Annotated in this window: 24 protein-coding genes; 15 read left to right on the top strand and 9 right to left on the bottom strand. The window is 69.5% G+C overall.

Annotation, left to right across the window (positions count from 1 at the left end):
• Window positions 1-44: 44 nt before the first annotated feature.
• The 6 genes from AC1Q87_RS19080 to AC1Q87_RS19055 all read left to right on the top strand — a co-directional run bounded on the left by AC1Q87_RS19080 (window position 45) and on the right by AC1Q87_RS19055 (window position 8078).
• Window positions 45-2396, top strand: a complete 2352-nt coding sequence (locus AC1Q87_RS19080; protein ID WP_492610411.1) for a hybrid sensor histidine kinase/response regulator — start codon at window positions 45-47, stop codon at window positions 2394-2396.
• A gap of 185 nt (window positions 2397-2581) precedes the next feature.
• Window positions 2582-3664 carry a quinolinate synthase NadA gene (gene nadA, locus AC1Q87_RS19075; protein ID WP_492610410.1) on the top strand — a complete coding sequence of 361 codons (1083 nt, stop codon included), beginning with the start codon at window positions 2582-2584 and terminating at the stop codon, window positions 3662-3664.
• Window positions 3661-5178, top strand: coding sequence for an L-aspartate oxidase (locus AC1Q87_RS19070; RefSeq protein WP_492610618.1), 1518 nt, complete (start codon window positions 3661-3663; stop codon window positions 5176-5178). The genes nadA and AC1Q87_RS19070 overlap by 4 nt, the downstream gene beginning before the upstream one ends.
• A complete protein-coding gene (gene nadC / locus AC1Q87_RS19065; RefSeq protein WP_492610409.1) occupies window positions 5175-6020 on the top strand; it encodes a carboxylating nicotinate-nucleotide diphosphorylase in 846 nt (281 codons plus the stop codon). The genes AC1Q87_RS19070 and nadC overlap by 4 nt, the downstream gene beginning before the upstream one ends.
• Before the next feature lie 58 nt (window positions 6021-6078).
• Window positions 6079-6288: a hypothetical protein gene (locus AC1Q87_RS19060; RefSeq protein ID WP_293399526.1), complete on the top strand. Its 210-nt coding sequence runs from the start codon at window positions 6079-6081 to the stop codon at window positions 6286-6288.
• 104 nt (window positions 6289-6392) lie between these two features.
• Window positions 6393-8078: an ATP-binding protein gene (locus tag AC1Q87_RS19055; protein ID WP_492610408.1), complete on the top strand. Its 1686-nt coding sequence runs from the start codon at window positions 6393-6395 to the stop codon at window positions 8076-8078.
• Here the strand turns inward: AC1Q87_RS19055 and AC1Q87_RS19050 are convergent.
• Entirely contained in the window at window positions 8075-9088 is a 1014-nt protein-coding gene (locus AC1Q87_RS19050; RefSeq protein WP_492610407.1) for a DJ-1/PfpI family protein, read from the bottom strand. The genes AC1Q87_RS19055 and AC1Q87_RS19050 overlap by 4 nt on opposite strands.
• Window positions 9085-9774, bottom strand: coding sequence for a DJ-1/PfpI family protein (locus AC1Q87_RS19045; RefSeq protein ID WP_492610406.1), 690 nt, complete (start codon window positions 9772-9774; stop codon window positions 9085-9087). The genes AC1Q87_RS19050 and AC1Q87_RS19045 overlap by 4 nt, the downstream gene beginning before the upstream one ends.
• Before the next feature lie 82 nt (window positions 9775-9856).
• On the opposite strand from AC1Q87_RS19045, the gene AC1Q87_RS19040 reads away from it, so the two are divergent.
• Complete coding sequence (locus AC1Q87_RS19040; protein WP_492610405.1) at window positions 9857-10798, top strand: GlxA family transcriptional regulator; 942 nt, start codon at window positions 9857-9859, stop codon at window positions 10796-10798.
• Here the strand turns inward: AC1Q87_RS19040 and AC1Q87_RS19035 are convergent.
• Both AC1Q87_RS19035 and AC1Q87_RS19030 read right to left on the bottom strand, forming a co-directional pair.
• Window positions 10795-11355: a DUF1003 domain-containing protein gene (locus tag AC1Q87_RS19035; protein ID WP_492610404.1), complete on the bottom strand. Its 561-nt coding sequence runs from the start codon at window positions 11353-11355 to the stop codon at window positions 10795-10797. The genes AC1Q87_RS19040 and AC1Q87_RS19035 overlap by 4 nt on opposite strands.
• A 95-nt stretch (window positions 11356-11450) precedes the next feature.
• Entirely contained in the window at window positions 11451-12416 is a 966-nt protein-coding gene (locus AC1Q87_RS19030; RefSeq protein WP_492610403.1) for a cell wall hydrolase, read from the bottom strand.
• A 37-nt stretch (window positions 12417-12453) separates the two neighbouring features.
• Between AC1Q87_RS19030 and AC1Q87_RS19025 the strand changes: the two genes are divergently transcribed.
• The 3 genes from AC1Q87_RS19025 (at window position 12454) to AC1Q87_RS19015 (ending at window position 13615) form a co-directional block, all read left to right on the top strand.
• Complete coding sequence (locus tag AC1Q87_RS19025; RefSeq protein WP_492610402.1) at window positions 12454-12738, top strand: hypothetical protein; 285 nt, start codon at window positions 12454-12456, stop codon at window positions 12736-12738.
• An 81-nt stretch (window positions 12739-12819) separates the two neighbouring features.
• Window positions 12820-13002 (top strand): hypothetical protein, encoded by a 183-nt coding sequence (locus tag AC1Q87_RS19020; RefSeq protein ID WP_492610401.1) that lies wholly within the window; start codon window positions 12820-12822, stop codon window positions 13000-13002.
• A gap of 205 nt (window positions 13003-13207) precedes the next feature.
• The gene (locus AC1Q87_RS19015; RefSeq protein ID WP_492610400.1) at window positions 13208-13615 is read left to right on the top strand and encodes a hypothetical protein; all 408 of its coding nucleotides are present in this window, start codon (window positions 13208-13210) and stop codon (window positions 13613-13615) included.
• Here AC1Q87_RS19015 and AC1Q87_RS19010 read toward each other — a convergent pair.
• From AC1Q87_RS19010 to AC1Q87_RS19000, 3 genes are read right to left on the bottom strand one after another with little or no spacing between them, the layout of a single operon-like run.
• A complete protein-coding gene (locus AC1Q87_RS19010; protein ID WP_492610399.1) occupies window positions 13612-14529 on the bottom strand; it encodes a DUF6999 family protein in 918 nt (305 codons plus the stop codon). The two genes, AC1Q87_RS19015 and AC1Q87_RS19010, sit on opposite strands and share 4 nt — an antisense overlap.
• Window positions 14526-15248: an iron-containing redox enzyme family protein gene (locus tag AC1Q87_RS19005; RefSeq protein ID WP_492610398.1), complete on the bottom strand. Its 723-nt coding sequence runs from the start codon at window positions 15246-15248 to the stop codon at window positions 14526-14528. Before AC1Q87_RS19005 ends, AC1Q87_RS19010 begins: the two co-directional genes overlap by 4 nt.
• Window positions 15185-16324, bottom strand: a complete 1140-nt coding sequence (locus AC1Q87_RS19000) for a beta-ketoacyl-ACP synthase III (protein ID WP_492610397.1) — start codon at window positions 16322-16324, stop codon at window positions 15185-15187. The genes AC1Q87_RS19005 and AC1Q87_RS19000 overlap by 64 nt, the downstream gene beginning before the upstream one ends.
• 114 nt (window positions 16325-16438) lie before the next feature.
• On the opposite strand from AC1Q87_RS19000, the gene AC1Q87_RS18995 reads away from it, so the two are divergent.
• The 4 genes from AC1Q87_RS18995 to AC1Q87_RS18980 all read left to right on the top strand — a co-directional run bounded on the left by AC1Q87_RS18995 (window position 16439) and on the right by AC1Q87_RS18980 (window position 20678).
• Complete coding sequence (locus tag AC1Q87_RS18995) at window positions 16439-17485, top strand: alpha/beta fold hydrolase (RefSeq protein WP_492610396.1); 1047 nt, start codon at window positions 16439-16441, stop codon at window positions 17483-17485.
• Between the two features lie 70 nt (window positions 17486-17555).
• Window positions 17556-19799, top strand: coding sequence for an excinuclease ABC subunit UvrB (gene uvrB, locus AC1Q87_RS18990; RefSeq protein ID WP_492610395.1), 2244 nt, complete (start codon window positions 17556-17558; stop codon window positions 19797-19799).
• A 230-nt stretch (window positions 19800-20029) separates the two neighbouring features.
• Window positions 20030-20320, top strand: coding sequence for a hypothetical protein (locus tag AC1Q87_RS18985; RefSeq protein WP_492610394.1), 291 nt, complete (start codon window positions 20030-20032; stop codon window positions 20318-20320).
• Window positions 20321-20420: 100 nt separating this feature from the next.
• Window positions 20421-20678 (top strand): hypothetical protein, encoded by a 258-nt coding sequence (locus tag AC1Q87_RS18980; RefSeq protein WP_492610393.1) that lies wholly within the window; start codon window positions 20421-20423, stop codon window positions 20676-20678.
• On the opposite strand, the gene AC1Q87_RS18975 is transcribed toward AC1Q87_RS18980, so the two are convergent.
• Window positions 20675-20950: a GNAT family N-acetyltransferase gene (locus AC1Q87_RS18975; RefSeq protein ID WP_492610392.1), complete on the bottom strand. Its 276-nt coding sequence runs from the start codon at window positions 20948-20950 to the stop codon at window positions 20675-20677. The genes AC1Q87_RS18980 and AC1Q87_RS18975 overlap by 4 nt on opposite strands.
• Before the next feature lie 70 nt (window positions 20951-21020).
• Here AC1Q87_RS18975 and AC1Q87_RS18970 point away from each other — a divergent pair, with 70 nt between their 5' ends.
• Entirely contained in the window at window positions 21021-21584 is a 564-nt protein-coding gene (locus tag AC1Q87_RS18970) for a DUF3617 domain-containing protein (protein ID WP_492610391.1), read from the top strand.
• A 4-nt stretch (window positions 21585-21588) separates the two neighbouring features.
• Here AC1Q87_RS18970 and AC1Q87_RS18965 read toward each other — a convergent pair whose 3' ends face one another.
• Window positions 21589-22779 (bottom strand): acetyl-CoA C-acyltransferase, encoded by a 1191-nt coding sequence (locus AC1Q87_RS18965; RefSeq protein ID WP_492610390.1) that lies wholly within the window; start codon window positions 22777-22779, stop codon window positions 21589-21591.
• Between the last annotated feature and the right edge of the window lie 24 nt (window positions 22780-22803).

The following is a 22803-nucleotide window of genomic DNA, read 5'->3' as shown; positions in this document are numbered from 1 at the left end:
ACAACGACCCACTCGGGGCCGGAATCACCAGAGCGTCCAATGACATGACGCCCGCCGGATCACCGCTGCGACTCATCCCGCGACGCTCGCCGCCGCTGCTGGCTGCGCTGGCGATCAGCCTCGGCGCGATGGCCGCTGCGGTCGTGATCCGGGGCCTGTTCGCGGGGTGGGACACCGCCTTCGCGCTCTCGGTCACGCACTTCCCCGCCTTCATCGTCGCGACCCTGTTCGCCGGCCAGCGCTGGGGCTGGCTCAGCCTGGCGGCGGCCCTGGCGACCTCGCTGGCGATACGCGGCGGCCTTCCCACCGACCCGGCCGTCCGCGCCGGGGTGGTCCTCTACGCATTGTCCGGAGCGGTCACGGTGTTCGTCGCCGCCACCCTTCGGGAGATCGTCCTGCGGCTGGACGAGGCGCAGGCCGCGCTGGACCGCAGCGAGGCGCGGCTGCAGATGGCGCAGAACGCCGGCGACGTCGGGCTCTGGGACTGGGACGCCGAGAGCGGCGAAGGCTTCTGGTCGCCGGCCCTTTATCGCAATCTCGGCCTGCCGATCAGCACCCGGGCCGGCGTGCGCAAGCTGCTCGACGTCGTTCATCCGGACGACCGCGAAAGGGTGCGCCAGAACAACATCGCCGCGATCCGCAGCGGCCAGATGGAGCCATGCGAGTTCCGCATTCTGCGCCCCGACGGCGAAGTTCGCTGGCTGCTGTCTCGCGGCGAGGTGCTGGTCAATGGAACCGGCCGCGCGGTGCGGGCGGTCGGCGTCAACATCGACATCACCGACCGCCGCCATGCCTTTGAAAAACTGCAAGAAAGCGAAGAACGATTTCGCGCCCTGGCTGACAGCGCCCCCGCCCTGCTGTGGGTATCGAGGACCGACGGTCGCCGCGAGTTCGTGAACCAGGCCTATGTCGACTATCTGGGCCTGCCCTACGATCAGGCGCTCGACTTCGACTGGCGCGAAGCGCTCCACCCCGACGATCTGCCGCGGATCCTCAAGGAGCAGGTCGCGGGCGAGGCCTCCCGCAAGCCCTTCCGCCTGGAAGCCCGTTATCGCCGCAAGACCGGCGAATGGTGCTGGATCCGCTCGGTCTCGCAGCCGCGCTACGGGCCGGACGGCGCCTTCGCCGGGTTCATCGGCATCGGGATCGACATCACCGACGCCAAGGACGCCGAACACGACCTGCAGGATATCAACGAGCTGCTGGCCGAACGCGTCGACGCAGCTCTTGCCGAACGCGACGAGGCCCAGGCCCGCCTGCACCACGCCCAGAAGCTGGAGGCCGTCGGCCAGCTCACCGGCGGGGTGGCGCACGACTTCAATAATCTGCTGACCGTCATCACCGGGGCGCTCGACCTGATCCAGCGCAGGCCCGACGACGTCGAGCGCCGCGACCGGATGATCGAGGCGGCGCTGGGTGCGGCGAGACGCGGCGAGCGGTTGACCCACCAACTGCTGGCCTTCTCGCGACGCCAGGCGCTCAAGCCTGAGGCCGTGCGCATCGACGACCTGCTGGCCGAAAGCGAACCGCTGCTTCGCCGTGCGGTCGGCGAGGCGGTCAGGTTCACGCTTCTCGCCGGTGCGCCGCAGGCCGTGGCCATGATCGACCAGGGCCAGTTCGACGCCGCGATGATGAACCTGGTCGTCAATGCCCGCGACGCCGTCAGCCAGGGCGGATCCATCGAGATCCGCACCGAAGCCTGTGCGCTCCACGAGGGCCAGGTGCAGGACGTCGCGGCCGGCGACTATGTCCGTGTCGAGGTGCGCGACGACGGCGTGGGCATGGCGCCCGACGTGCTCGCCCGCGCCTTCGAACCCTTCTTCACGACCAAGGAGATCGGCAAGGGGACCGGACTTGGCCTGTCCCAGGCCTACGGCTTCGCGCGTCAGAGCGGCGGCGGCGTCACCATCGAGACCGCCGCCGGCGATGGCGCCTCGGTCAGTCTGTATCTTCCCCGCAGCGGCGAGGCGCCTGCCCTGCCCTCGCCAGCAGACGCACAGGAGAAGCCGCCAAGCGTCCGCCGACTGAACGTGCTGCTCGTGGAGGACGACGCGGAGGTCGGCGAGATGGTCAGCGCCATGCTCGTCGAACTTGGCCACGTCGTCGTGCGCGCGATCGATGTCGACCAGGCCCTGACCGCCCTCGACCAGCATCCGGAACTCGACGCCGTGCTCACCGACCTGGTCATGCCCGGCGGTCGATCTGGACTGGATCTCGCCGCCGCGGTCAGCGAACGCCGGCCTGGCTTGGCGGTCATCCTCTCGACCGGGTATGCGGGCGAGGCTCAGCCGATCGCGGCCGAAACGCCCTGGCCGCTGCTGCGAAAGCCCTACGCCGCCGACGCCCTGGCTCGGGCCCTGGCCGAGAACGTCGATCCCCGCAGCCAGGCGGCCTGACGAGGCTTCCCTCACAAGGCTTCAAGATAATGTGGGCTTGTGCCGCCACGGACGCGGGTCTATATCAACAGCCATCGGTTTTGCTCGTTTTGAGCATAATCAGGACGCCGACGGGGCGCTGCAGACATCCCGCGGCGTTTTTTGAGGCCGACGAAATGCTCAATTTGAGCATAAGGAGGGATACAATGGCCGACGGTTCGCAATTCGCGTTCACGCCCGCTGTCGAAGCCGCCACCTCGCCCATGTGGGAGAAGGTGAAGCATCACGTCACTCCGATGGAGTGGCGCCTCCACGCCCCGCTGATCGCCGAGATCAACCGCCTGAAGCGCGAGAAGAACGCGGTCATCCTGGCGCACAATTACATGACGCCCGAGATCTTCCACGGGGTCGGCGACTATGTCGGCGACAGCCTGGGCCTGGCCAAGGAAGCGGCGAAGTCGGACGCGGCGATCATCGTCCAGGCCGGCGTGCACTTCATGGCCGAGACCTCGAAGATCCTGTCGCCCGAAAAGACCATCCTGATCCCGGATCTGACCGCCGGGTGCAGCCTCGCCTCCTCGATCACCGGCGCTGACGTGCGCCTGATCAAGCAGCGCTATCCTGGCCTGCCGGTGGTCACCTACGTGAACACCACTGCCGACGTGAAGGCCGAGACCGACGTCTGCTGCACCAGCGCCAACGCCGTGCAGGTGGTCGAGCACGTCGCCAAGGAGTGGGGCGTCGACAAGGTCATCCTGATCCCCGACGAATTCCTGGCCCGCAACGTCGCGCGCCAGACCGAGGTCGGCATCATCGCCTGGCAAGGCCGCTGCGAGGTGCACGAGCGCTTCACGGCCGAAGACATCCTGGAGCTCAAGGCCTCGTATCCGAACGCCGAGATCCTGGCCCACCCGGAATGCCCGGCCGAAGTGCTGGAAGTGTCGGACTTCGCCGGCTCGACCGCGGCGATGAACGACTACGTCCTGCAGCGCAAGCCCAAGCAGGTGGTGCTGATCACCGAGTGCTCGATGGCCGACAACGTCGCCGCCGACGCGCCGTTCACCGAGTTCGTGCGCCCCTGCAACCTGTGCCCGCACATGAAGAAGATCAGCCTCGAGAACATCTACGAGGCCCTGCTTCACAACCGCTTCGAGGTCACCGTCGATCCGGCGATCGCCGACCGCGCCCGCCTGGCCGTGCAGCGCATGATCGACCTGCCGCCGCCGGCGGTTCCGGCCCGCTATGACCTGGTGAAAGCCCGCCACCACGTGGACGTCGAGCTGATCTGACCATGGAGAAGATCAAGCACGACGGCGTGCTGATCGTCGGCGCCGGCTTGGCCGGGCTGTCCGCAGCCCTGGCCGCCGCGCCGCGAAAGGCCCTGGTCCTGACCGGCGCCCCGCTGAGCCAGGGCTGTTCCTCCGCCTGGGCGCAGGGCGGCATGGCTGCGGCGCTCAGCGGCGACGACGCCCCCGAACTCCACGCGGCCGACACCATCGCGGCCGGCGCCGGTCTGGTCGATCCGGCCATGGCCGCGATCCTGGCGAAGGAAGGCCCGCAAGCGGTCCGCGCCCTGGCCGCCTTGGGCGCGCCGTTCGACCGCACCGCCGACGGCGACTTCGCCACCAGCCTGGAAGCCGCCCACTCTCGCTCGCGCGTCGCCCGGGTGAAGGGCGACCAGGCAGGCCGCGCGATCATGGACGCAGTCATCGCTGCGACCCTCTCCTCGCGCCACGTCAAGGTTCGCGCCGGCTGCCGGCTGCGCGGCCTGCTGCGCGACGCCGAGGGCCGCGTGCGCGGGGTTCTGGCCGAAGAAGACGGACAATTGATCGAGTTCATCGCGCCGGCCACCATCCTGGCGACCGGCGGCGTCGGCGGCCTCTACGGCGTGACCACCACGCCGCCGGAGCTGAAGGGCGAAGGCCTGGCTCTCGCCGCTCTGGCCGGCGCGACCATCGCCGATCCCGAGTTCGTGCAGTTCCATCCGACCGCCATCGACATCGGCCGCGATCCGGCCCCGCTCGCGACCGAGGCGCTGCGCGGCGAAGGCGCCAAGCTGATCGACGGCGCCGGCGAGGCGTTCATGGCGCGCTACCATACCGACGCCGAACTGGCGCCGCGCGACGTGGTGGCCCGCGCCATCCATGCCGAGCGCGAGGCCGGCCGCGGAGCCTTCCTCGACGCCCGCGCCGCGGTCGGAAGCCACTTCCCCGACGAGTTCCCGGCGGTGTTCGCCGCCTGCCTGTCCGGCGGCGTCGATCCGCGGGTGCAGCCGATCCCGGTCGCCCCGGCCTGCCACTACCACATGGGCGGCATCGTCACCGACGCCGACGGCGCGACCAGCCTGCCCGGCCTCTACGCCGCTGGCGAATGCGCCTCGACTGGTGTCCATGGGGCCAACCGCCTGGCCTCGAACTCGCTGCTGGAGGCCGCCGTGTTCGGGGCCCGCGCCGGCCGCGCCGCCGCCGCGTTCGAGGATCCCAAGACCCGGCCGCTGCGCGCCGCCGCCGCGCCGGACCTTCCGCCCGAAGCGCTGGCCCAGCTTCGCGCCGCCATGAGCCGCGACGCCGGCGTGGTGCGTGACGCAGAGGGCCTCACGAGGCTGCTCGCCCTGATCGACGCCATGGAGACCGCCCACGGCCGCGCGCCGCCGCTGGTCGCCGCCCGCCTGGTCGCCCAGGCCGCGCTCGACCGTCCGGCGAGCCTCGGGGCTCACTTCCGCGCCGACGGCCCCGCCGACGCCGCGCCGGCTCGCACCTTCCTCAACCTGGCCACCACGGCCGCCAGCATCGCCGCCGAATGATCGCTCCCATTCCTGACCTGCTCATCCAGCCGGTGGTGACCGCCGCCCTGGCCGAAGACCTCGGCCGCGCCGGCGACGTCACCGCCCAGGCCTGCATCGCGGCGGATGCGCGGCTCGTCGCCGTCTTCGCCGCCCGCCAGAACGGCGTCGTCGCCGGCCTGGCCTGCGCCCGGCTGGCGGTGCTGGCGCTGGATCCCGCAGCCAAGTTCGAGGTCCTGGTCGCCGACGGCGACGAGGTCCAGCCCGGCGACGTCCTGGCCAAGGTCGAGGCCAACGCCCGCGCCCTGCTCTCGGCCGAGCGCACCGCCCTCAACCTGCTCGGCCGCCTGTCGGGCGTCGCCACGCTGACCCGCGACTATGTTCAGGCGGTCGCCGGGACCGGCGCGCGCATCGCCGACACCCGCAAGACCACGCCTGGCCTGCGCCACCTGGAGAAGTACGCCGTGCGCTGCGGCGGCGGCCTCAACCACCGCTTCGGCCTCGATGACGCGATCCTGATCAAAGACAACCACGTCGCGGCCTGCGGCGGGGTCGGCGAAGCCCTCAAGCGCGCCCGCGCCGCGGCCGGCCACCTGATGAAGATCGAGGTCGAGGTCGATAGCCTGGTCCAGCTCGAAGAGGCCCTGCCGCACCGTCCGGACGTCATCATGCTGGACAATTTCAGCCTTGAGGATCTGGCCAAGGCGGTCGCCATGACGGGCGGCGCCGTCACGCTGGAAGCCTCCGGCGGCGTCAACCTGCAGACGGTCGGCGGCATCGCTCGGACCGGCGTCCAGGTGGTCAGCGTCGGCGCCCTCACCCACTCGGCCAGCGTGCTCGACATCGGCCTCGACGCGATCTGAGCCGGGAACAAGCCGGCTCACAGGCTGTTCCTTTCAGGTCAAAGGAAAGGAGCTCCCGATGAGCAAGGCGCCCCCGATCCCGAAGGAACAACGGTCCTTCCGCGGCCAACGCCCCGACATCCAGGGCGAGGGCCGCGATCGCCGAGACGCCAAGACCGGCGTCCACTCAGCCGGCCACGGCGATGACTTCAACACCAAGAGCCAGGGCCGGCAGGGCAACATCCATCAGAACGTCGACACGGTGCACGCCCGCACCCAGGACCGCTGACGACACACCTCAAGATAGCAGCGTTTCTCGAAGACCACCCTTAGCGCGTTAAGTCTCTCTTCCGCATTCCTGTGCAACCTGCGCCGCAAGTAGTGGGCGGCGTAATGAAGTTACCTGTTTTCGAGTTTGACGAGGGCTTCGACGGCGTCGCGCGCGCCGCGCGCAGGATGGCCCCGTCGCGTTGGATCACGGTGGCGGTCTACGCCATCCTCGTCGCCTGGACGCTCACGCCGGCCATCGCCATCGGCTGGGTCGCCTTCTTCGCCTTCGGCGAGGCCTGGACGATGATCGCCACCGCGCCCCATGCGCGCGGCGTTCCGACGAGAGCGCAGCGGATTTCCTACCTGGGCTCGGCCCTGGCCATCAACGGCGTCTGGGTCGGCCTGGGCGTCGCCTACTGGCTGGCGGACTTCTCCGGCTCCGAGTACTTCGCACTGCTGGTCTGGTCGGCGCTGCTGTTCAACGGCATGAGCCATGCCTACCGCTCACCGCTGGCTTCGCTCGTCTTCGGCGCGCCGAGCGGGCTTTGCATCCTGCTCGCCCCCCTGCTCTTCCCCCGCTTTCACGGCGCCCAGCAGGCGTTCGTCGCCCTGGGGGTCATTGTCTATGTCGGCTATGCGATCATCTCCGCGGCCCGCGGCGTCGCCGCCTCGCGCCAGCTGAGCGCGGCCCTGGCCGACCTGGAGGAGCAGACCCGCGCCGCACGCGCCGCCAGCGAGGCCAAATCGACCTTCCTGGCGATGATGAGCCACGAACTGCGCACCCCGATGAACGGCGTGCTGGGCATGGCCCATGCGCTCGACCGCACAGATCTGGACGTCCGTCAGAAGCAGTACGTGAAGACCCTGCTGCGTTCGGGCGGCGGGCTGATGACCATCCTCAACGACGTTCTGGACCTCGCCAAGATCGAGGCCGGCAAGTTCGACATCGACGCCCGGCCGTTCAACCTGCACCAGGCGGTGGCGCGAACCATCGACCTCTGGAGCCACACGGCGCAGGACAAGGGCCTGGCTCTGATCTGCGACCTCCCCGCCGACATCCCGCGCTGGACGTCCGGCGACGAGGCCCGCCTGCGTCAGATCCTGCAGAATCTGCTCTCCAACGCGGTCAAGTTCACGGCCGCCGGCGAGGTCCGCCTCACCGTCCAGGGCACGTCCGCAGGCGTTGCTTTCACAGTGGCCGACACCGGCCCTGGCCTCGACGAGGCCACCCAAGCCCGGCTGTTCCAGGGCTTCACGCAGGCCGACAGCAGCATCTCGCGCCGCTTCGGCGGCACGGGTCTCGGTCTCGCCATCTCGCGCGAACTGGCTCGGCTGATGGGCGGCGACCTGACCGTCGAGAGCCGCCTGGGCGAGGGCGCGCGCTTCACCCTGCAGCTGCCGCTGGCCGCGGCGGAGGCCGAGGAAGAGTTCACCGACGGTCCGGGCGATCTGGAAGCGGCGCTGCGCGTGCTGGTCGTCGACGACAATCCCACCAACCAGGAGGTCGCCCGCGCCCTGCTGGAAGCCATCGGAGCCAGCGTCTCGACCGCCTCCAGCGGCGCCGAGGGCCTGGCGCGACTGGACGACGCCGACTTCGACATCGTGCTGATGGACATCCACATGCCCGAGATGAGCGGCATCGAGACCCTGGCGGCCATTCGCGCGGCCGGGCGTCAGACGCTGCCGGTCGTCGCCCTGACCGCCGACGCCATGACCGGCGAGCGCGAGCGCCTGCTGGCGCTCGGCTTCAACGGTTATCTGAGCAAGCCGATCGAGCCCTCGGCCCTGGTCCGCGCCCTGGCGGCCTAGCGCGGCTCCAGCCAGAGCGGGTGCTCCAGTTGCAGCGCCACGAAGCGGGCGGTCGGATCGCCGTAGACCGCCGCGACCTCGTCCAGCATCGCCTCGATCGAGGCGCGGTCGGCCAGCCGCACCTGGCGTGAGAAACTGGGCAGCCGGTCGGAGGCGAAGACAAGCAGTCCTCCGCGCGAGGTGACCCCGCCCGCCGGCGCGACCGCATAGGCCTTGGCGCGGTAGGTTCGGGTCCAGCCGTCCAGCGCCGCCCCGAACGCCAGTTCATCGAACCCGTCGCTGATCGGGATAGCCACGCGCTCGTGCCGCCAGAAGCCCAGCACGTTGCCGGCGGCGGTTCCCATCGCCTCGCCGCGAAGGCTGTAGGCCGCGGCATCGTGGGCGCGCACCGGCGCCGGCAGGCCCAGCCGCCCCGCGGTCCGGCGCATGACGTCGTCGCCCGCCAGTTCCGCCAGCAGCGTCAGCGAGGCGGGCGCCGAGGCGCTGACTCCAGCGGTCGTGGTGATCGCTCCATCAGTCACCCAGCGCGCGTCGCGGCGCCAGACGACGGCCGGAAACTTCCGCTTCCGCGCCCCCTGGGAGGCCCAATGCGCCGTCGCCTGCCGTCCGTCGAGCAGTCCGGCCTCGGCCAGCACCAGCGCGCCGTCGCAGATCGAGACGATCCGGGCCCCGCCCTTGGCCTGCGCCCGCAGCCAGGCCGCCCGCGCCGGGTCCTTGGGGTTCATCAGGAACGGCACGATGACCATGTCGGCCTGCTGGTATCGCCGGTCGAACCCGGCCTGCGTCTCCTGCGGCTTGATCCAGGCTATTCCGGGCATCAGCGGGACGGGATCCAGGGTCGGCGAAACCACCTTCACGTCCACCGCGCCGGACGCGCTGAAGATCGCGTAGGGCGCCAGCAGGTCCGTCGTCTCGACGCCCGAGGGATCGGCCAGGATCGCCACGACCGGCCGCGCCGACGCCGGCAGCGCGAGGGCGGCCAGTACGGCCGCCAGCCACAGACGGATCATCGCCCGGCCTCGAGCTGCGATGCGACCCGCTGCACAGCCTCCAACCGGGACTGCGCGAACGGCTCCATCCGCGCCTTCACCGCCGCCAGGATCTCGGGCGAAGCCAGTTCCGGACGCCCCGACGCGAACGGCGGCGACGGCGCATATTCGAGCCCCAGCTGCACCGACTTGGCCAGGGTCTCGCCGGCCAGTTCAGCCATCAGCACGAAGGCGAAGTCCAGGCCTGCGGTCACGCCGCCGCCCGTGATGATGTTCCCGTCGCGAGCCACCCGGCTGTCGTCGACGATGGCGCCGAACGGGACCAGCAGGTCGCGCCAGGCCCAGTGGCAAGCGGCCCGCTTGCCCTTCAGGAAGCCCGCCGCCGCCAGGATCAGCGACCCCGTGCAGACGCTGGTCAGGTACTTGGCCTGCGATCCCAGGCGACGGATCTGCGCCATGAACGCCTCGTCCTGCATGGCGTCGGTCGTGCCCAGGCCGCCCGGCACGCAGAGCACGTCGCACCGTTCGATCGCCGCCAGGTCCGCCAACCCGGTGAAGGTCAGTCCCTCGGCCTCGATGTCCTGGCCGCCCACCGAGGCGACCGCCATCTCGGCGTTAGGCAGCCGCGAGAGCACCTGGTGCGGACCGGTGAAGTCGAGATGAGTGACGCCCGGATAGAGCGCGATGACGATCTGCAGCTTGGACATGGCGGCCTCCAAAGAAATTTGACGACGGAGTGTGCGCGACCTAGCTTCCGGCAGAAATGACAAACATCCCTCGTTTTTCGCCATGACCCGCACGATCGGCCTGCTCGTCTTTCCGGACTTTCAGATCCTCGACGCCACCGGGCCGATCGCGGTGTTCGAAATCGCCGCCCGGTTCGTGCCCGGGGCCTACGTGCTGCGGGTCACGGCCCGCGACCCGGGCCCGGTCGCCTCGAGCTCGGGCGTGCAGATGATCGCCGGACCGCTGGACGAAGCGCCGCTCGACACGCTGGTGGTCGCCGGCGGCGAAGGCACGCGCGGGCCGGCCATCTGCCCCCTGACGCTCGACTGGGTGCGGGGCGCGTCAGCGCGGGGCCGTAGGACCGCCAGCGTCTGTTCGGGCGCCTACATCCTGGCCGAGGCCGGTCTGCTGGACGGCAGACGCGCCACCACCCATTGGCAGCGCTGTCCCGATTTCGCGCGCCGCTATCCCAAAGTGCGGGTGGAGCCCGACCGGATCTACGTGCGCGACGGCGACGTCTGGTCGTCGGCCGGGATCACCGCCGGCATCGACCTGTCGCTGGCTCTGGTCGCCGATGACCATGGCGAGGACCTCGCCCGGGCCGTGGCCCAGCAGCTCGTGGTCTATCACCGCCGGCCGGGCGGCCAGTCGCAGTTCTCGGCGCTGCTGGAAATGGGCGGCCAGGGCGGGCGCTTCGCCCCCCTGCTCGACTGGATGCGCGAGCGGCTCGCCGAGCCGCTGAACGTGGAGCGTCTCGCCGATCAGGCTGCCATGAGCCCCCGCCACTTCGCCCGGGCGTTTGCGGCCGAGACCGGCATGACCCCGGCCAAGGCGGTCGAACGTTTGCGGCTGGAGACCGCCCGCGAGCGGGTGGAAGGCTCGTCGGAACCAATCGACCGGGTGGCGGCGGCTACCGGTTTCGGCGACCCAGAACGCATGCGGCGCGCCTTCCTGCGCGCCTTCGGCCAGCCGCCGCAAGCGTTGCGGCGCTCGTCCCGCGCCTAGCGGCGGGCGGTCGACAGGGCCGCGACCTGCTGGGTCAGCCGCTCGATCCGGTCGCCCTGCTCCATCACCAGCGCCATCAGCTCCTCGCCGCGCAGGGCGTCGAGCTTGTCGTGCAGACGCAAAATCTCGAGTTCGGCGCGCAGGTTGACGACATAGTCGTACTCGGCCGCCTTGCGGTCGGTCACGCTCTGGCGGTTCTGACTCATCATGATCACCGGCGCCTGCAACGCGGCCAGCGTCGAGAGCACCAGGTTCAGGAAGATGAACGGATAGGGGTCGAAAGCCAGGTGCAGCGACTTGGTCGCCAGGTTCCAGCCCATCCACAGCAGCAGCGCCACGCCGAAGCCGACGATGAACGCCCAGGAGCCGCCGAAGGCCGCCACGCGGTCGGCCAGCCGTTCGCTGCAGCGTCGATCGTCATGCGCCAGCCCGGGCGCCCGGCTGGGCGTCTCGGTCACGATGAGATCGATGACGCTCTTCTGGATCGGATTGAGGTCGTCGTAACCGCAGTTGAGCAGGCCCCGGGCCAGCTCGTCACGCGCCGCCGCATCGCTCATCACGCCACCTCGCTCGACTCGCCCCGGCCATGTCCCCGGCGAGGGGGAGCATGGCGCAAGGCGTGATCGAGGAGAACGGCCGGGCGGGCGTTCGTTTAGTCGTCGCCGACCATGGCGTCGGCTTCGGCGACGGTCCGCAGCGGCGGCGATTTGGCGGGATGCGCCGCGATCGGCAGCAGTTTCGGAGCCGCAGCGTCGGGTTCCTTGACCAATTCCGGCTTCTGGTCCGCCTGGCCGACGGCGTCGGACTTGCGCTCGCTCTTCAGGAGCGCAGCGCGCATGTCGCCGGCGACCTCGATCGAGGCCGGCGCGGGCGTCGCTGCATAGCTGGCGTAGTACACGCGATCCTGCGCCTTGGGCGCGGCGCCGCCGCCACGACCCACGCGATAGAACACGTGCATCCCGACCTCGGCCGTACGCACCAGACGCGGGCCCCAGTTCGGGGCCACGTTCGTGGTGTGGAAGTGGGTGGCGTCGCCGATCGAGGCCATTACGTTGCCCGCCAGCGCCTTGGAGGCGACCTTCCGGGCGCGGTTCCACGCCGCGACTTCGCGGCCACGCCGCATCGAGCCGTCGCAAGCGAAGCTGAACTGACAGCCGACGCGCTTGCCTGCGCCCTGGAACACCACGCCGCAGACGCTCTTGGGGAACGAAGGGTGGCGCACGCGGTTAAGCACCACCTGGGCGACGGCGGCTTGGCCGGCCGGCGTCTCGCCACGCGCTTCGAAATAGACGGCCTGGGTCAGGCATTCGAGCTCGCGAGAGGTTTCCAGCGCCCCGGCCAGCCGGAACGGCGCAGCCGCCGGCAGGGCGGCGTCGATCGCGCCGCGCAGAGGGATTTCCGCCGCCGCATTGGGCGCCTTTTCAAGCCGGGCGGCGAGAATGGCGCTTTGGCGATCGCGTTGGGCGGCGCCGCTGACGGCGAGCGGGTCGTGCCGGCTGGCGATGCGAAGGACGCCAGGGTCCATCGCCGCAGCTTGCAGGGTGGCTTCCGAAAAGCCGCCTTCGGCCGCACGCGCAATCCGCGCGGCGCGGGCGTCGTCGGCAGCCGTGCGGGCCATGCCGCCGACCATGTATGTAGCGCCCAGGGCCAGGCCAATGCCTGAACCGATCAATGCGGCGCATGCCGGCACGCGCCAATCGGCGCGAGCCTTACTATTGAATTTCAAGAAGATCGTGTCCCGTGTGGCGAGGGCGAAATCGCCCCCCGACATCGTCGTCGCGAAGGCCCCTGCTCATGCTGGCGGCGGCGCGACTGAGAGCCTGTCGATTACACGTGGAGTGACAGGCTACGGCGAAGTTGAGGTGGTTTATGACCATCGCCGAGTGGATTCGCAATGGGATATTGCGTCGCAGCAGACGATTTTTTTCAGGTTTCGTTAACGACGCGAACTCGGCGAGGGAACCTCCGCCATGCCCCGCCGTTCCCGCTGCGAAGCTTTCAGAACGCGGAGACACGACCCGATGCGCAAGTCCCTCACCCTGCTCGCCGCCGCCGGTTTCGCCCTGACGCTGGCGGCTTGCGGGCACAATGTTGAGCAGCGTGCGGCCACCGGCGCAGCGGCCGGCGCCGTGGTCGGCGGGCCGGTCGGCGCTGTCGCCGGCGCCGCCGCCGGCACCGCCGTCAGCAAGGCGGCCGACAAGTAGTTTCCGACAGGATCCTCTCCCCCCGGACAGGATCACCCGCGCGCCGCGACGGTGGGGCCCGCCCCGCCTGACGCGGCGCGCACTCTATTTGACCGCCGTTCGCCGAACGAGGGGTGGTTAATCGCGGCCGCGCATGCCAACTTGCGCCCCCGCGAGGCGCGGTTCGCCACGTACGCGCCCCAATTCTGATCTCAAACTGACGCTGATGCTGAAGCACGTCATCCTGCTGACCGTTGCGGCTGGGCTCGCCACGCCCGCCGTCGCCGCGCCGTCCTGGCGTGTGCAGCAGGCGTGCGCGATGCAGCGGTATCTTCGCGCCACCCCCGCCTTCCCCAGCCCGAGCTGGGGACGCGAGGCGACGAACGTCTCGACCGGCGGCGCCCGGGTCGCCGTCGCCCGCCGCGAGGACGCCGCCGCCCGCGCGCAGTTCGACAGCGCCATGCGCTCGGGCCGCGCCTTCGCCGACCGCGCCGCCGAGCAACTGGCGATCCGTGAACGGATCAGCGAGGAGGAAGCGCTGCGCCGCATCGGCTCCGACCCCGGCCCCTGGCCGCAGGTCACGGCCGCCAAGTGCGAGACGCTCGAACGCCAAGCCCAGCGCGCCGAACGCTAGGCCGGCGTCGCCCCGATCGGATTTCGCGGATCGAGGCTCAGCCCCATGGCCTGGCGATGCTTCAGCAGGCGCAGCCACCCGTGGAACGCCTCGCAGTCGAGCCCATGCATCATCAGCCGATGCCCGGCCGTCAGGGTCGAGAGCGGCACCATCGGGTGACCGTTCTTCACGAACGACATGTGGTAGTCGGTGCCGAGGATCTTGCCGATGTAGATGGCGATGGTCTCGTCGAGTTGCAGCGACTGCGCGGCCCGCACGAAGTCCGCGCGCGGCAGCATCAGGGCGTACATCGGGGTGTAGGCCTCGATCGCCGTCTGCACATCGGCGAAGTTCAGCCGGCGGTCCGGCAGCGGCGCCAGCTCGAACGGCTCGTCCGAGATCATCGAGAAGTCCGGCCGCTCGACCGGCGTCAGGTCACGCCCCTGCGCGCGCAGGCTGGCGCTGAGCTGGATGATGAAATTGAAGATGTTGAGGTCGTGCTGAAGGAAGACGTTGTCTTCCAGATCCTTGAGCGTGCGCGGGCGCAGCGGGACGGTCTCCACCTCCACCGGCCCGGCGTTCGCCTTGATGAACGCCAGCAGTTCGGTGCCGATGTGAAAGTGGCGCAGGATCAGCGTGTTGGCGTCGGGGGTCGCAAAATTGCGCAGTCCCCAGTGGATCAACCGGTGCAGCGCCCCGTTCAGGTTCGGGTGATGCGGCGACAGTCCGCGCAGGATCTTCACCAGGATGAAGAACGCGAACACCGCCGGACGAGCGATCGGAAACAGCCAGCGCCGCGACCACGAGCGATTGCCGCGCAACAGCGCCGACTTGGCCTCCGGCGCGATCGGCAGGCCCTGGTCGAGATAGAGGGCGAGCCACGGATCGGGATCGCGCGGATCGTACTTGGCGAGATCGAAGTCCGCCGTGCTCAAGCCGTCATCTCCTCGATCTGCAAGGCGTAGAGCCTGGCGGTGACCCGCGCGGTCTTCACGATCCGCTCGGCCGTCGCCGCGTCGGGCAGCACCAGCCCGAGCATCTCCTCGAACTCCTTGATGTGCTCGGCGTCGTTCTCACCGTGATAGAGCAGGAAGCGCACCGCGTGCTCGGGCAGGTCCAGCCGCTGGCGGGCCAGCGCGCCCCACTCGGCCGCCTTGATCGATCCCAACCCCTCGATGATCCACATCGCGCCGAGCAGCCCGAACGGGTTCGGCTTGGACGCCTCGTGGAACATCCAGGCCGACAGCGCCTCTGAACCGACGTTCTTCTCCGCGCCCTGGATCGCGGCTAGCTCTCCGCCCGACGCCACGAAATCGGCCTCCAGCAGCCGGAAGTCGCGATGCTCGGTCACCGCATGGCGCATCAGGATGGAGCGCAGCTCCAGGTGCTCTTCGTCGATGTTCGACGCGGCGCGCGACATCCAGAGCGCCCCGTCCTTCACCTGCTGGCGGAGCCCGCTCAGGAAGGTCTGGTAGTCGTCCAGGGTGAAGCGCCCGCGGGTCAACTTGCGGATCAGCGGCGTCTGCTCCAGCCGCCCCTCGAACTCGGTGAAGACGACCGCCAGCCGTCGCATCACGTCGCTGACGTCGTTCATCCCACCGCCTCCAGCAGCATGAAGCCCACGAATGCCCGGCCGCTCTCCGGCACGACGCATAGCACCTGTTCGCCGGGCTTCAGCCGCTCGGTGCGCATGAATTCGCCGAGCATCACCCAGATCGAGGCCGAGCCGATGTTGCCGACGCGCGGCAGGTTCGAGAACCACCGCGTCTCGGGGATCATCCCCGCGGTCGCCTCCAGCAGCGAAACGATCTCCTCGCGCAGCGAACGCGCCGAGTAGTGACAGAGCAGATGGTCCACCTCGCCGGGCGCGATGCGGCCCTCGTCCACCTTGGCGAGATAGACCCCGACCCAGGCGCGGATCACCCGCTTGAGCAGCTCGAAATCCTGCAGCAGCGCCACGGCGCCCTGCGCGTGGGCCTCGGCCGGGCCGGCGAACGACCACGTCGCCATCGGATCGGTTCGGCCCTCCACCGACGCGCCGGCCCACATGCACGGGTCGAACCGGTCGGCCAGCGACACGAGGTCGATGAACTTCACCCGCAGGCTGAGCCCCGTCGGCCGAGGCGCCGGCTCCATCACCACCGCGCCCGCCCCATCCGAGAGGGTGAAGCGCAGGTAGTCGGCCTCGGCGCGCAGCCGGCCCTTGTCGTCGACCAGCGCCGTGCCTTCGTAGAAGCTCGGCCGGAACCAGCGGGACGAGAACTCGCTGGCGCCGGCGACGGCGACCTTGTGCTCGCCGGCCCGCACCGACAGCCAAGCCGCCTTGGCCGCCATCAGCGACGAGCCGCACACCGACTGGAAGCTGGCGATCTCGAGCGGTCCCGCGCCCAGTTCGCCGTGCACGTTCGCGGCATGGCCCGGCACCAGATAGTCGCCCTGGGTCGTCGCGGCGGCCAGGAACTGCAGGTCTTCGGGGCCAAGGCCCGCATCCTCCAGCGCCGCGCGGATCGCCTGGGCGCACATGCCCGCATTGGAGTGCGTGGCCCGTCCCTGGTCGTCGAGCGCATAGTGGCGGGTCTCGACCCCGTTCCAGCGCAGCGCCCGGCGGCCCAACAGGCTGCCACGGCCGCTGACCCGACCCAGATGGTCCTCCATGCGCTCGCTGGGGATCGGCGCGCCGGGCAGGAACGCGCCCGTACCTGTGATGTAGACGTCCGACAGCTCAGTCATCGCCGCACGATGGCCACAGCCGCGCGTCGCCGTCGAGCATCCGATGCCGACGAGGGCCTCGAAGCGGCGGCGCTCCCGTCGTACAAGCTTGGCAATAAAGCTCGCGAGGTCCCCGTGACAGTCATCGCCCTGCTGCTGATCGCGCTCGTCGCGGGCCTCGCGCTCTGGTTGGCCGCGCTCCGGGCCGGCGTCCGCCGCCGCCAAGCCGTCCGCGCGCCGAACGGGATCGACGAGGCCGGCTTCATCACGATCAACGGCGTCGACCAGTGGGTGTCGATCCGGGGCGAAGACGTCGCCAATCCGGTACCGGTGCTGCTGCACGGCGGGCCAGGAACGTCGTTCCTGCCGCTCGGCTATGACGACTTCCGCGCCTGGGAGCGCGACTTCACCCTCGCCCAGTGGGACCAGCCCGGCGCCGGCCGCACCTTCGGCCGCAACCGGGCCGACGTCGATCTTACCCTCGACCGCATCGCCGCCGACGGGCTGGAGATCGTCGTCCACGCCTTGCGCCGCTTGGGTCACGAGCGGGCGATCCTGCTCGGCGTCTCCTGGGGGTCGGTGCTCGGCGTCGAGATGGCGCGCCGCCGTCCCGACCTCTTTGCCGCCTATGTCGGAGCCGGTCAGGTGGTCGACATGGCCGCCAACGAAGCCGTCGGCTACCGCGAACTCGGCGAGCGTCTCGAAGCGCGCGGCGCTCACAAGGCCCTCGCCCGCCTCCGTGAGATCGGCCCGCCGCCCTATGACGGCGTCAAGCCGCTGCTGGCCGAACGCAAGATCCTCATGGCTCATCCGCCCGCCAGCGAACGCGGCACGATGCGCACGATGCTCGGGCGCTTGTTGCTGGCCCCCGGCTATGGTCTCCGCGAGGTCCGCGACTGGGTAGCCGCCGGCCAGCACACCGCCACCCAGATGCTCGCCGGGCTGATGGCCTACAGCGACGACGTCCCCGCCCCCGCCATCCCGGTTCCGGTGCTGATCATCCAGGGCGACGAGGACATCCAGACCCCGACCTCGCTGGCCGCGACCTACTTCGAGAAGCTCCAGGCGCCGGCCAAGCGCTGGGCGATCATCCGCGGCGGCGGCCACAACGCCATCCTGATGATGTCGGACAGGTTCCTGGAAGCGCTGAAGGAAAACCTGCCGCTGCTGCGCGCCGGCTGACACCCTGCTGACAGGTTCTGGCGCCCGGCGCCGCTAGCATCGGGCCATGAACGATCCTACTTTGGCGTCCATGCCCCGCTCAGTTGTCCCAGGCCCCGGCGTCGCCGACATGTCGGCGAGCTTCGACTACGACGAAACCGCCATGCCGATGCTGTGGAAGCCGCACAGGCCCGCGCGCCCGGAGAAATCCGAAGGCGGCAAAAGGTTCAAGCTGGTCAGCGACTTCCAGCCGGCCGGCGACCAGCCCACCGCGATCGCCGACCTCGTGGCCGGCCTGGAAGGCCGCGAGCAGGACCAGGTGCTGCTCGGCGTCACCGGATCGGGCAAGACCTTCACCATGGCCAAGGTGATCGAGGAGACCCAGCGCCCGGCGCTGATCCTCGCGCCCAACAAGACCCTGGCCGCCCAGCTCTATTCCGAGTTCAAGGCCTTCTTCCCCGACAACGCCGTCGAGTTCTTCGTCTCGTACTACGACTACTACCAGCCCGAGGCCTACGTGCCGCGGACCGACACCTACATCGAGAAGGACTCGTCGATTAACGAGCAGATCGACCGGATGCGCCACTCGGCCACCCGCGCGATCCTCGAGCGCGACGACGTCATCGTCGTGGCCTCGGTCAGCTGCATCTACGGCATCGGCTCGGTCGAGACCTACACCGCCATGACCTTCACCATCGAGCCTGGCCAGCGGCTCGATGAGAAGCAGCTCATGGCCGACCTCGTGGCCCTTCAGTACAAGCGCAACGACGCCGCCTTCGAGCGCGGCTCGTTCCGCCGCCGCGGCGACACCATCGAGGTCTTCCCCGCCCACTACGAGGACCGCGCCTGGCGCATCTCGCTGTTCGGCGACGAGGTCGAGGCGATCAGCGAGTTCGACCCGCTGACTGGCAAGAAGACGGCCGATCTCGAAGGCATCAAGATCTACGCCAACAGCCACCACGTGACGCCGCGCCCGACCCTCAACCAGGCGGTCATCCAGATCCGCGACGAGCTGAAGGAACGGCTGGACTGGCTGGTGGCCAACGGCAAGCTGCTGGAGGCCCAGCGGCTGGAACAGCGCACGACCTTCGACCTGGAGATGATCCAGGCCACGGGCTCCTGCGCCGGCATCGAGAACTACAGCCGCTTCCTGTCGGGCCGCCGCACAGGCGAGCCGCCGCCGACCTTCTTCGAGTACATCCCCGAGAACGCCCTGCTGTTCATCGACGAGAGCCACCAAGCCGTGCCGCAGATCGGCGCTATGTACCGCGGCGACTACCGGCGCAAGTTCACCCTGGCCGAATACGGCTTCCGCCTGCCCTCCTGCCTCGACAATCGTCCGCTCAAGTTCGAGGAGTGGGACGCGATGCGGCCGCAGACGGTCAACGTCTCGGCCACTCCGGCGGCGTGGGAGCTGGAACGATCCGGCGGGGTCTTCGCCGAGCAGGTCATCCGCCCCACCGGCCTGATCGACCCGCCAGTCGAGGTGCGGCCGGTCTCCAAGGACAATCACAGCCAGGTCGATGACGTCATCGCCGAGGCGCGCGACACGATCGCCCGCGGCTATCGCACCCTGATCACCGTCCTGACCAAGAAGATGGCCGAGGACCTGACCGAGTACATGCACGAGCAGGGCCTGCGGGTGCGCTACATGCACTCCGACATCGACACCATGGAGCGGATCGAGATCATCCGCGACCTGCGGCTCGGCGCCTTCGACGTGCTGATCGGCATCAACCTGCTGCGCGAGGGCCTCGACATCCCCGAGGTCGGGCTCGTCGCCATCCTCGACGCCGACAAGGAAGGCTTCCTGCGCTCCGAAACCTCGCTGATCCAGACCATCGGCCGCGCGGCCCGGAACGTCGACGGCAAGGTCGTCCTCTACGCCGACCACATCACCGGCTCGATGGAACGGGCCATGGCCGAGACCCAGCGCCGCCGCGAGAAGCAGGAAGCCTACAACCTCGAGCACGGCATCACGCCCGAGAGCGTGAAGAGCCAGATCAAGGAAATCCTCGCCTCGCCTTACGAGAAGGACCGCGTGCTGGTCCCGGCCGGCGTCGCGGAGGAAGCCGGCAAGCCGTTCCTGGGCGACAACTTCAAGGCCACCCTGCGCGACCTTGAAGCCAAGATGCGCCAGGCCGCCGCCGACCTCGAATTCGAGACCGCCGCGCGCTTGCGCGATGAGATCAAGCGCCTCAAGCTGTTGGACTTGGAGTTCGCCAACGACGCCCTCACCGGCGAAGGCGAGACCGCCGATCGTGAGGTGGTCAAGAAGGTCCGCGCCGAGGCGCGGGCCGAGAGCCAAGAACGGTTCCGCAAGGGCAAACGCTAGCTGCGCAATAGGGATAACCCCTTGTTCCCGCTCGGAAAACAACCGAGCGTGGCGCCAGCTTGGCCTTACGCCTGTCACCCAAACTCCACAGTGCGACAGGCCGATATCGTTAAGTTTCAGAGGGCCGGAACCACGGCCCCGCTTCGTGCGTAGTGGAGTCGATTGGGGGAGCGCTGTCGAGGCGGTCCGACGGGGGCCGCGGGCATGACGCTTCGCCTGGGGAAGAACCCATGACGCCTCCGCTTTCCGTGGTGGCCGACAACTCGGCCGACAAGTCCAAGCCGCTTACTGGCCGTGAGCTGTCCGAACGCATTCGGCGGCTCCAGGCGGAAGCCAAGTCCCTGGCCCGCGAGCACATCCAGGCCCTGAGCCTCGCCCTGATCGAGGTCGAACGTCTGTCGGCCGAGATTTCCGATGGCGGCGAGGCGTACCCGGCCGGCGTCCGCGATCTCGCTCGGCGCATGGCCGAGGACTGCGAGGCGAAGGTGCAGACCCTCGAGGCGATTTCCTCACGGGTCTGATGCACGGCTGGCGCGCATCCTGCAGCAACGCTTCCAGAGTGTGCAGCAATGGGAGCGTCAGATGGTGAATCGGATGCGTGCGTCAGCGGCCCTCAGCGTAGTGGCCGGAAATCAAACCACGGCGGCGGCGCCCAGCCTCGCCGAACGGATCGGACGTCTGCAGGCGCAGGCGCGGAACTTGGCGCGCGAACATATCGCCGCCCTGGAAGCCGCCATGGCCGAGGTCGAACGCCTGTCCGGCGAGATCGCCGACGGCGGCGAGGCCTATCCGGTCGGCGTGCGGGAAATCGCCCGGCGGCTGGCCGCCGACTGCGAGGCCAGCGGCAACACGATCAAGGCGCTGGCCGGCCGCTCCTAGCCCAGCAGGCCGCGGAACTCGTCACTCCGCCGCAGCCAGGCGGCCGCGAACCCGCAGATCGGCACGATCTTCAGGCCGCGCGTTCGGGCGTCGGCGGCGAGCGCCGCCATCAGCCGGCCTGACGCGCCTGTGCCGCGCAGCGGGACCGGGCTTTCGACGTGATCGATGAACAGCCGGTCGCCAGTCAGGCGATAGTCGGCCCAGGAGGTCATGCCCTGCTCGGTCATCTCGAACCGCTGCTCGGCCTTGTTGTCGTGAAGTTCGTTGCTCATGGCCCGTAATTTAACGCTTTCACGGAAGAATGGGTTCGGCCCGTCAACCGTACGGTGTCGAGGGGGACGCATGTACGCAATCCGAAATCTGCTCGGGACCGCCATCGCGATCGTCGCCCTCGGCGGCTGCCAGCCCGCCGCGGTGACCGATCCAGACGGCGTCACCCGCGCCAACATCAAGCGCCCGCCTCCGCGCCAGCCCGGCCTCTGGGAGACCCGCCTCACCATCGGCGACACCGTCCAGACGACGATCGTCTGCATCGACGAGAAGGTCGATCGGCAGGTCGACTGGATGGGCGCGCAAGGCACGCGCGACAACTGCAGCGAAAACGCCGTCACCCGTCAGGAAGACAACTCCCTGCGCTTCGCCTCGGTCTGCGACATGGGCGCCCGCGGCAAGGTGGTCACCAACGGCGTCGCCCGCGGCGACTTCTCGCTGCGCTACGAGGCAGAAGGAACTCAGGTCACGACCAACGCCCAATTGCCCATCGCCAATGGCGAGCGAGCGGTGAAGGTCGAGGCCGCCTGGAAGGGCGTCTGCCCCAAGGACTGGCATCCGGGCGACATGTCGATCCCCAGCGGCGTCCGCTACGACGCCGCCGCCACGGGGGCGACGGGCGCGGCCGCCCGCTGACGGCCTAGACCAGCTCCACCGCCATCGCGGTGGCTTCGCCGCCGCCGATGCACAGGCTGGCGACGCCGCGCTTGCCGCCGCGGGCTTCGAGCGCGGAGATCAGGGTGGCGAGGATGCGCGCGCCGCTGGCGCCGATCGGGTGGCCGAGGGCGCAGGCTCCGCCGTTGACGTTCAGCTTCGCGCGGTCGATGCCGAGTTCGCGCTCGGCGATCATCGCCACCACCGCGAAGGCTTCGTTGACCTCGAACAGGTCGACGTCGTCCACGCTCCAGCCGGCCTTCTTCAGCGCCTTCTGCATCGCCGGCACCGGAGCGGTGGTGAACAGTCCCGGCTCGTGGGCGTGGGCCGCATGGCTCACCACCTTGGCGACCACCTTCAGGCCGAGCTTCTCGGCCACCGAGGCGCGGGTCATCACCAGCGCCGCCGCCCCGTCCGAGATCGACGAGGCGTTGGCGGCGGTGATCGCGCCGTCCTTGCCGAACGCGGGCTTGAGAGTCGGAATCTTGGCCGGATCGGCCTTCAGCGGCTGCTCATCGGTCGAGACCGTCTCGCTGCCCTTGCGGGTCACGACCTCGACCGGAACGATCTCGCGGGCGAAGGCGCCGCTTTCGGTCGCCGCCCGCGCGCGGGCCAGCGAGGAGATCGCGAAATCGTCCATCGCCTCGCGGGTGAACTGGTAGGTCCGCGCCGTCTCGTCGGCGAACGATCCCATCAAGCGGCCCGGCTCATAGGCGTCTTCCAGCCCGTCCAGGTACATGTGGTCGAAGGCCGTGTCGTGGCCGATGCGGGCGCCGCCGCGGTGCTTGTTCAGCAGGTACGGCGCGTTGGTCATGCTCTCCATGCCGCCGGCGATCACGATGTCGGCGCTGCCGGCCGCCAGGGCGTCGTGAGCCATGATCGCGGCTTGCATGCCCGAGCCGCACATCTTGTTCAGGGTGGTGGCCTCGACCGAGGTCGGCAGGCCCGCACCCAGCGCCGCCTGGCGGGCCGGCGCCTGGCCGAGCCCGGCGGGCAGCACGCAGCCCATGAAGATCTGCTCGACGGCTTCGGGCGACAACCCTGCCCGCTCGACGGCGGCGCGGACGGCGGCGGCCCCGAGCTCGGTGGCCTTGAGCGCGCTCAGCGAGCCCTGGAAGCTCCCCATCGGGGTGCGGGCGTAGGAGGCGATGACGACGGGATCGGCGGCTTGGGTCATGCCAACGATATAATTCGCCGTCTG

The organism is Phenylobacterium sp. GW823-FHT02A09 (genome assembly GCF_058797775.1).
Note: the sequence above shows the minus strand (reverse complement) of the source record. Positions and strands in the feature narration are given on the sequence as shown.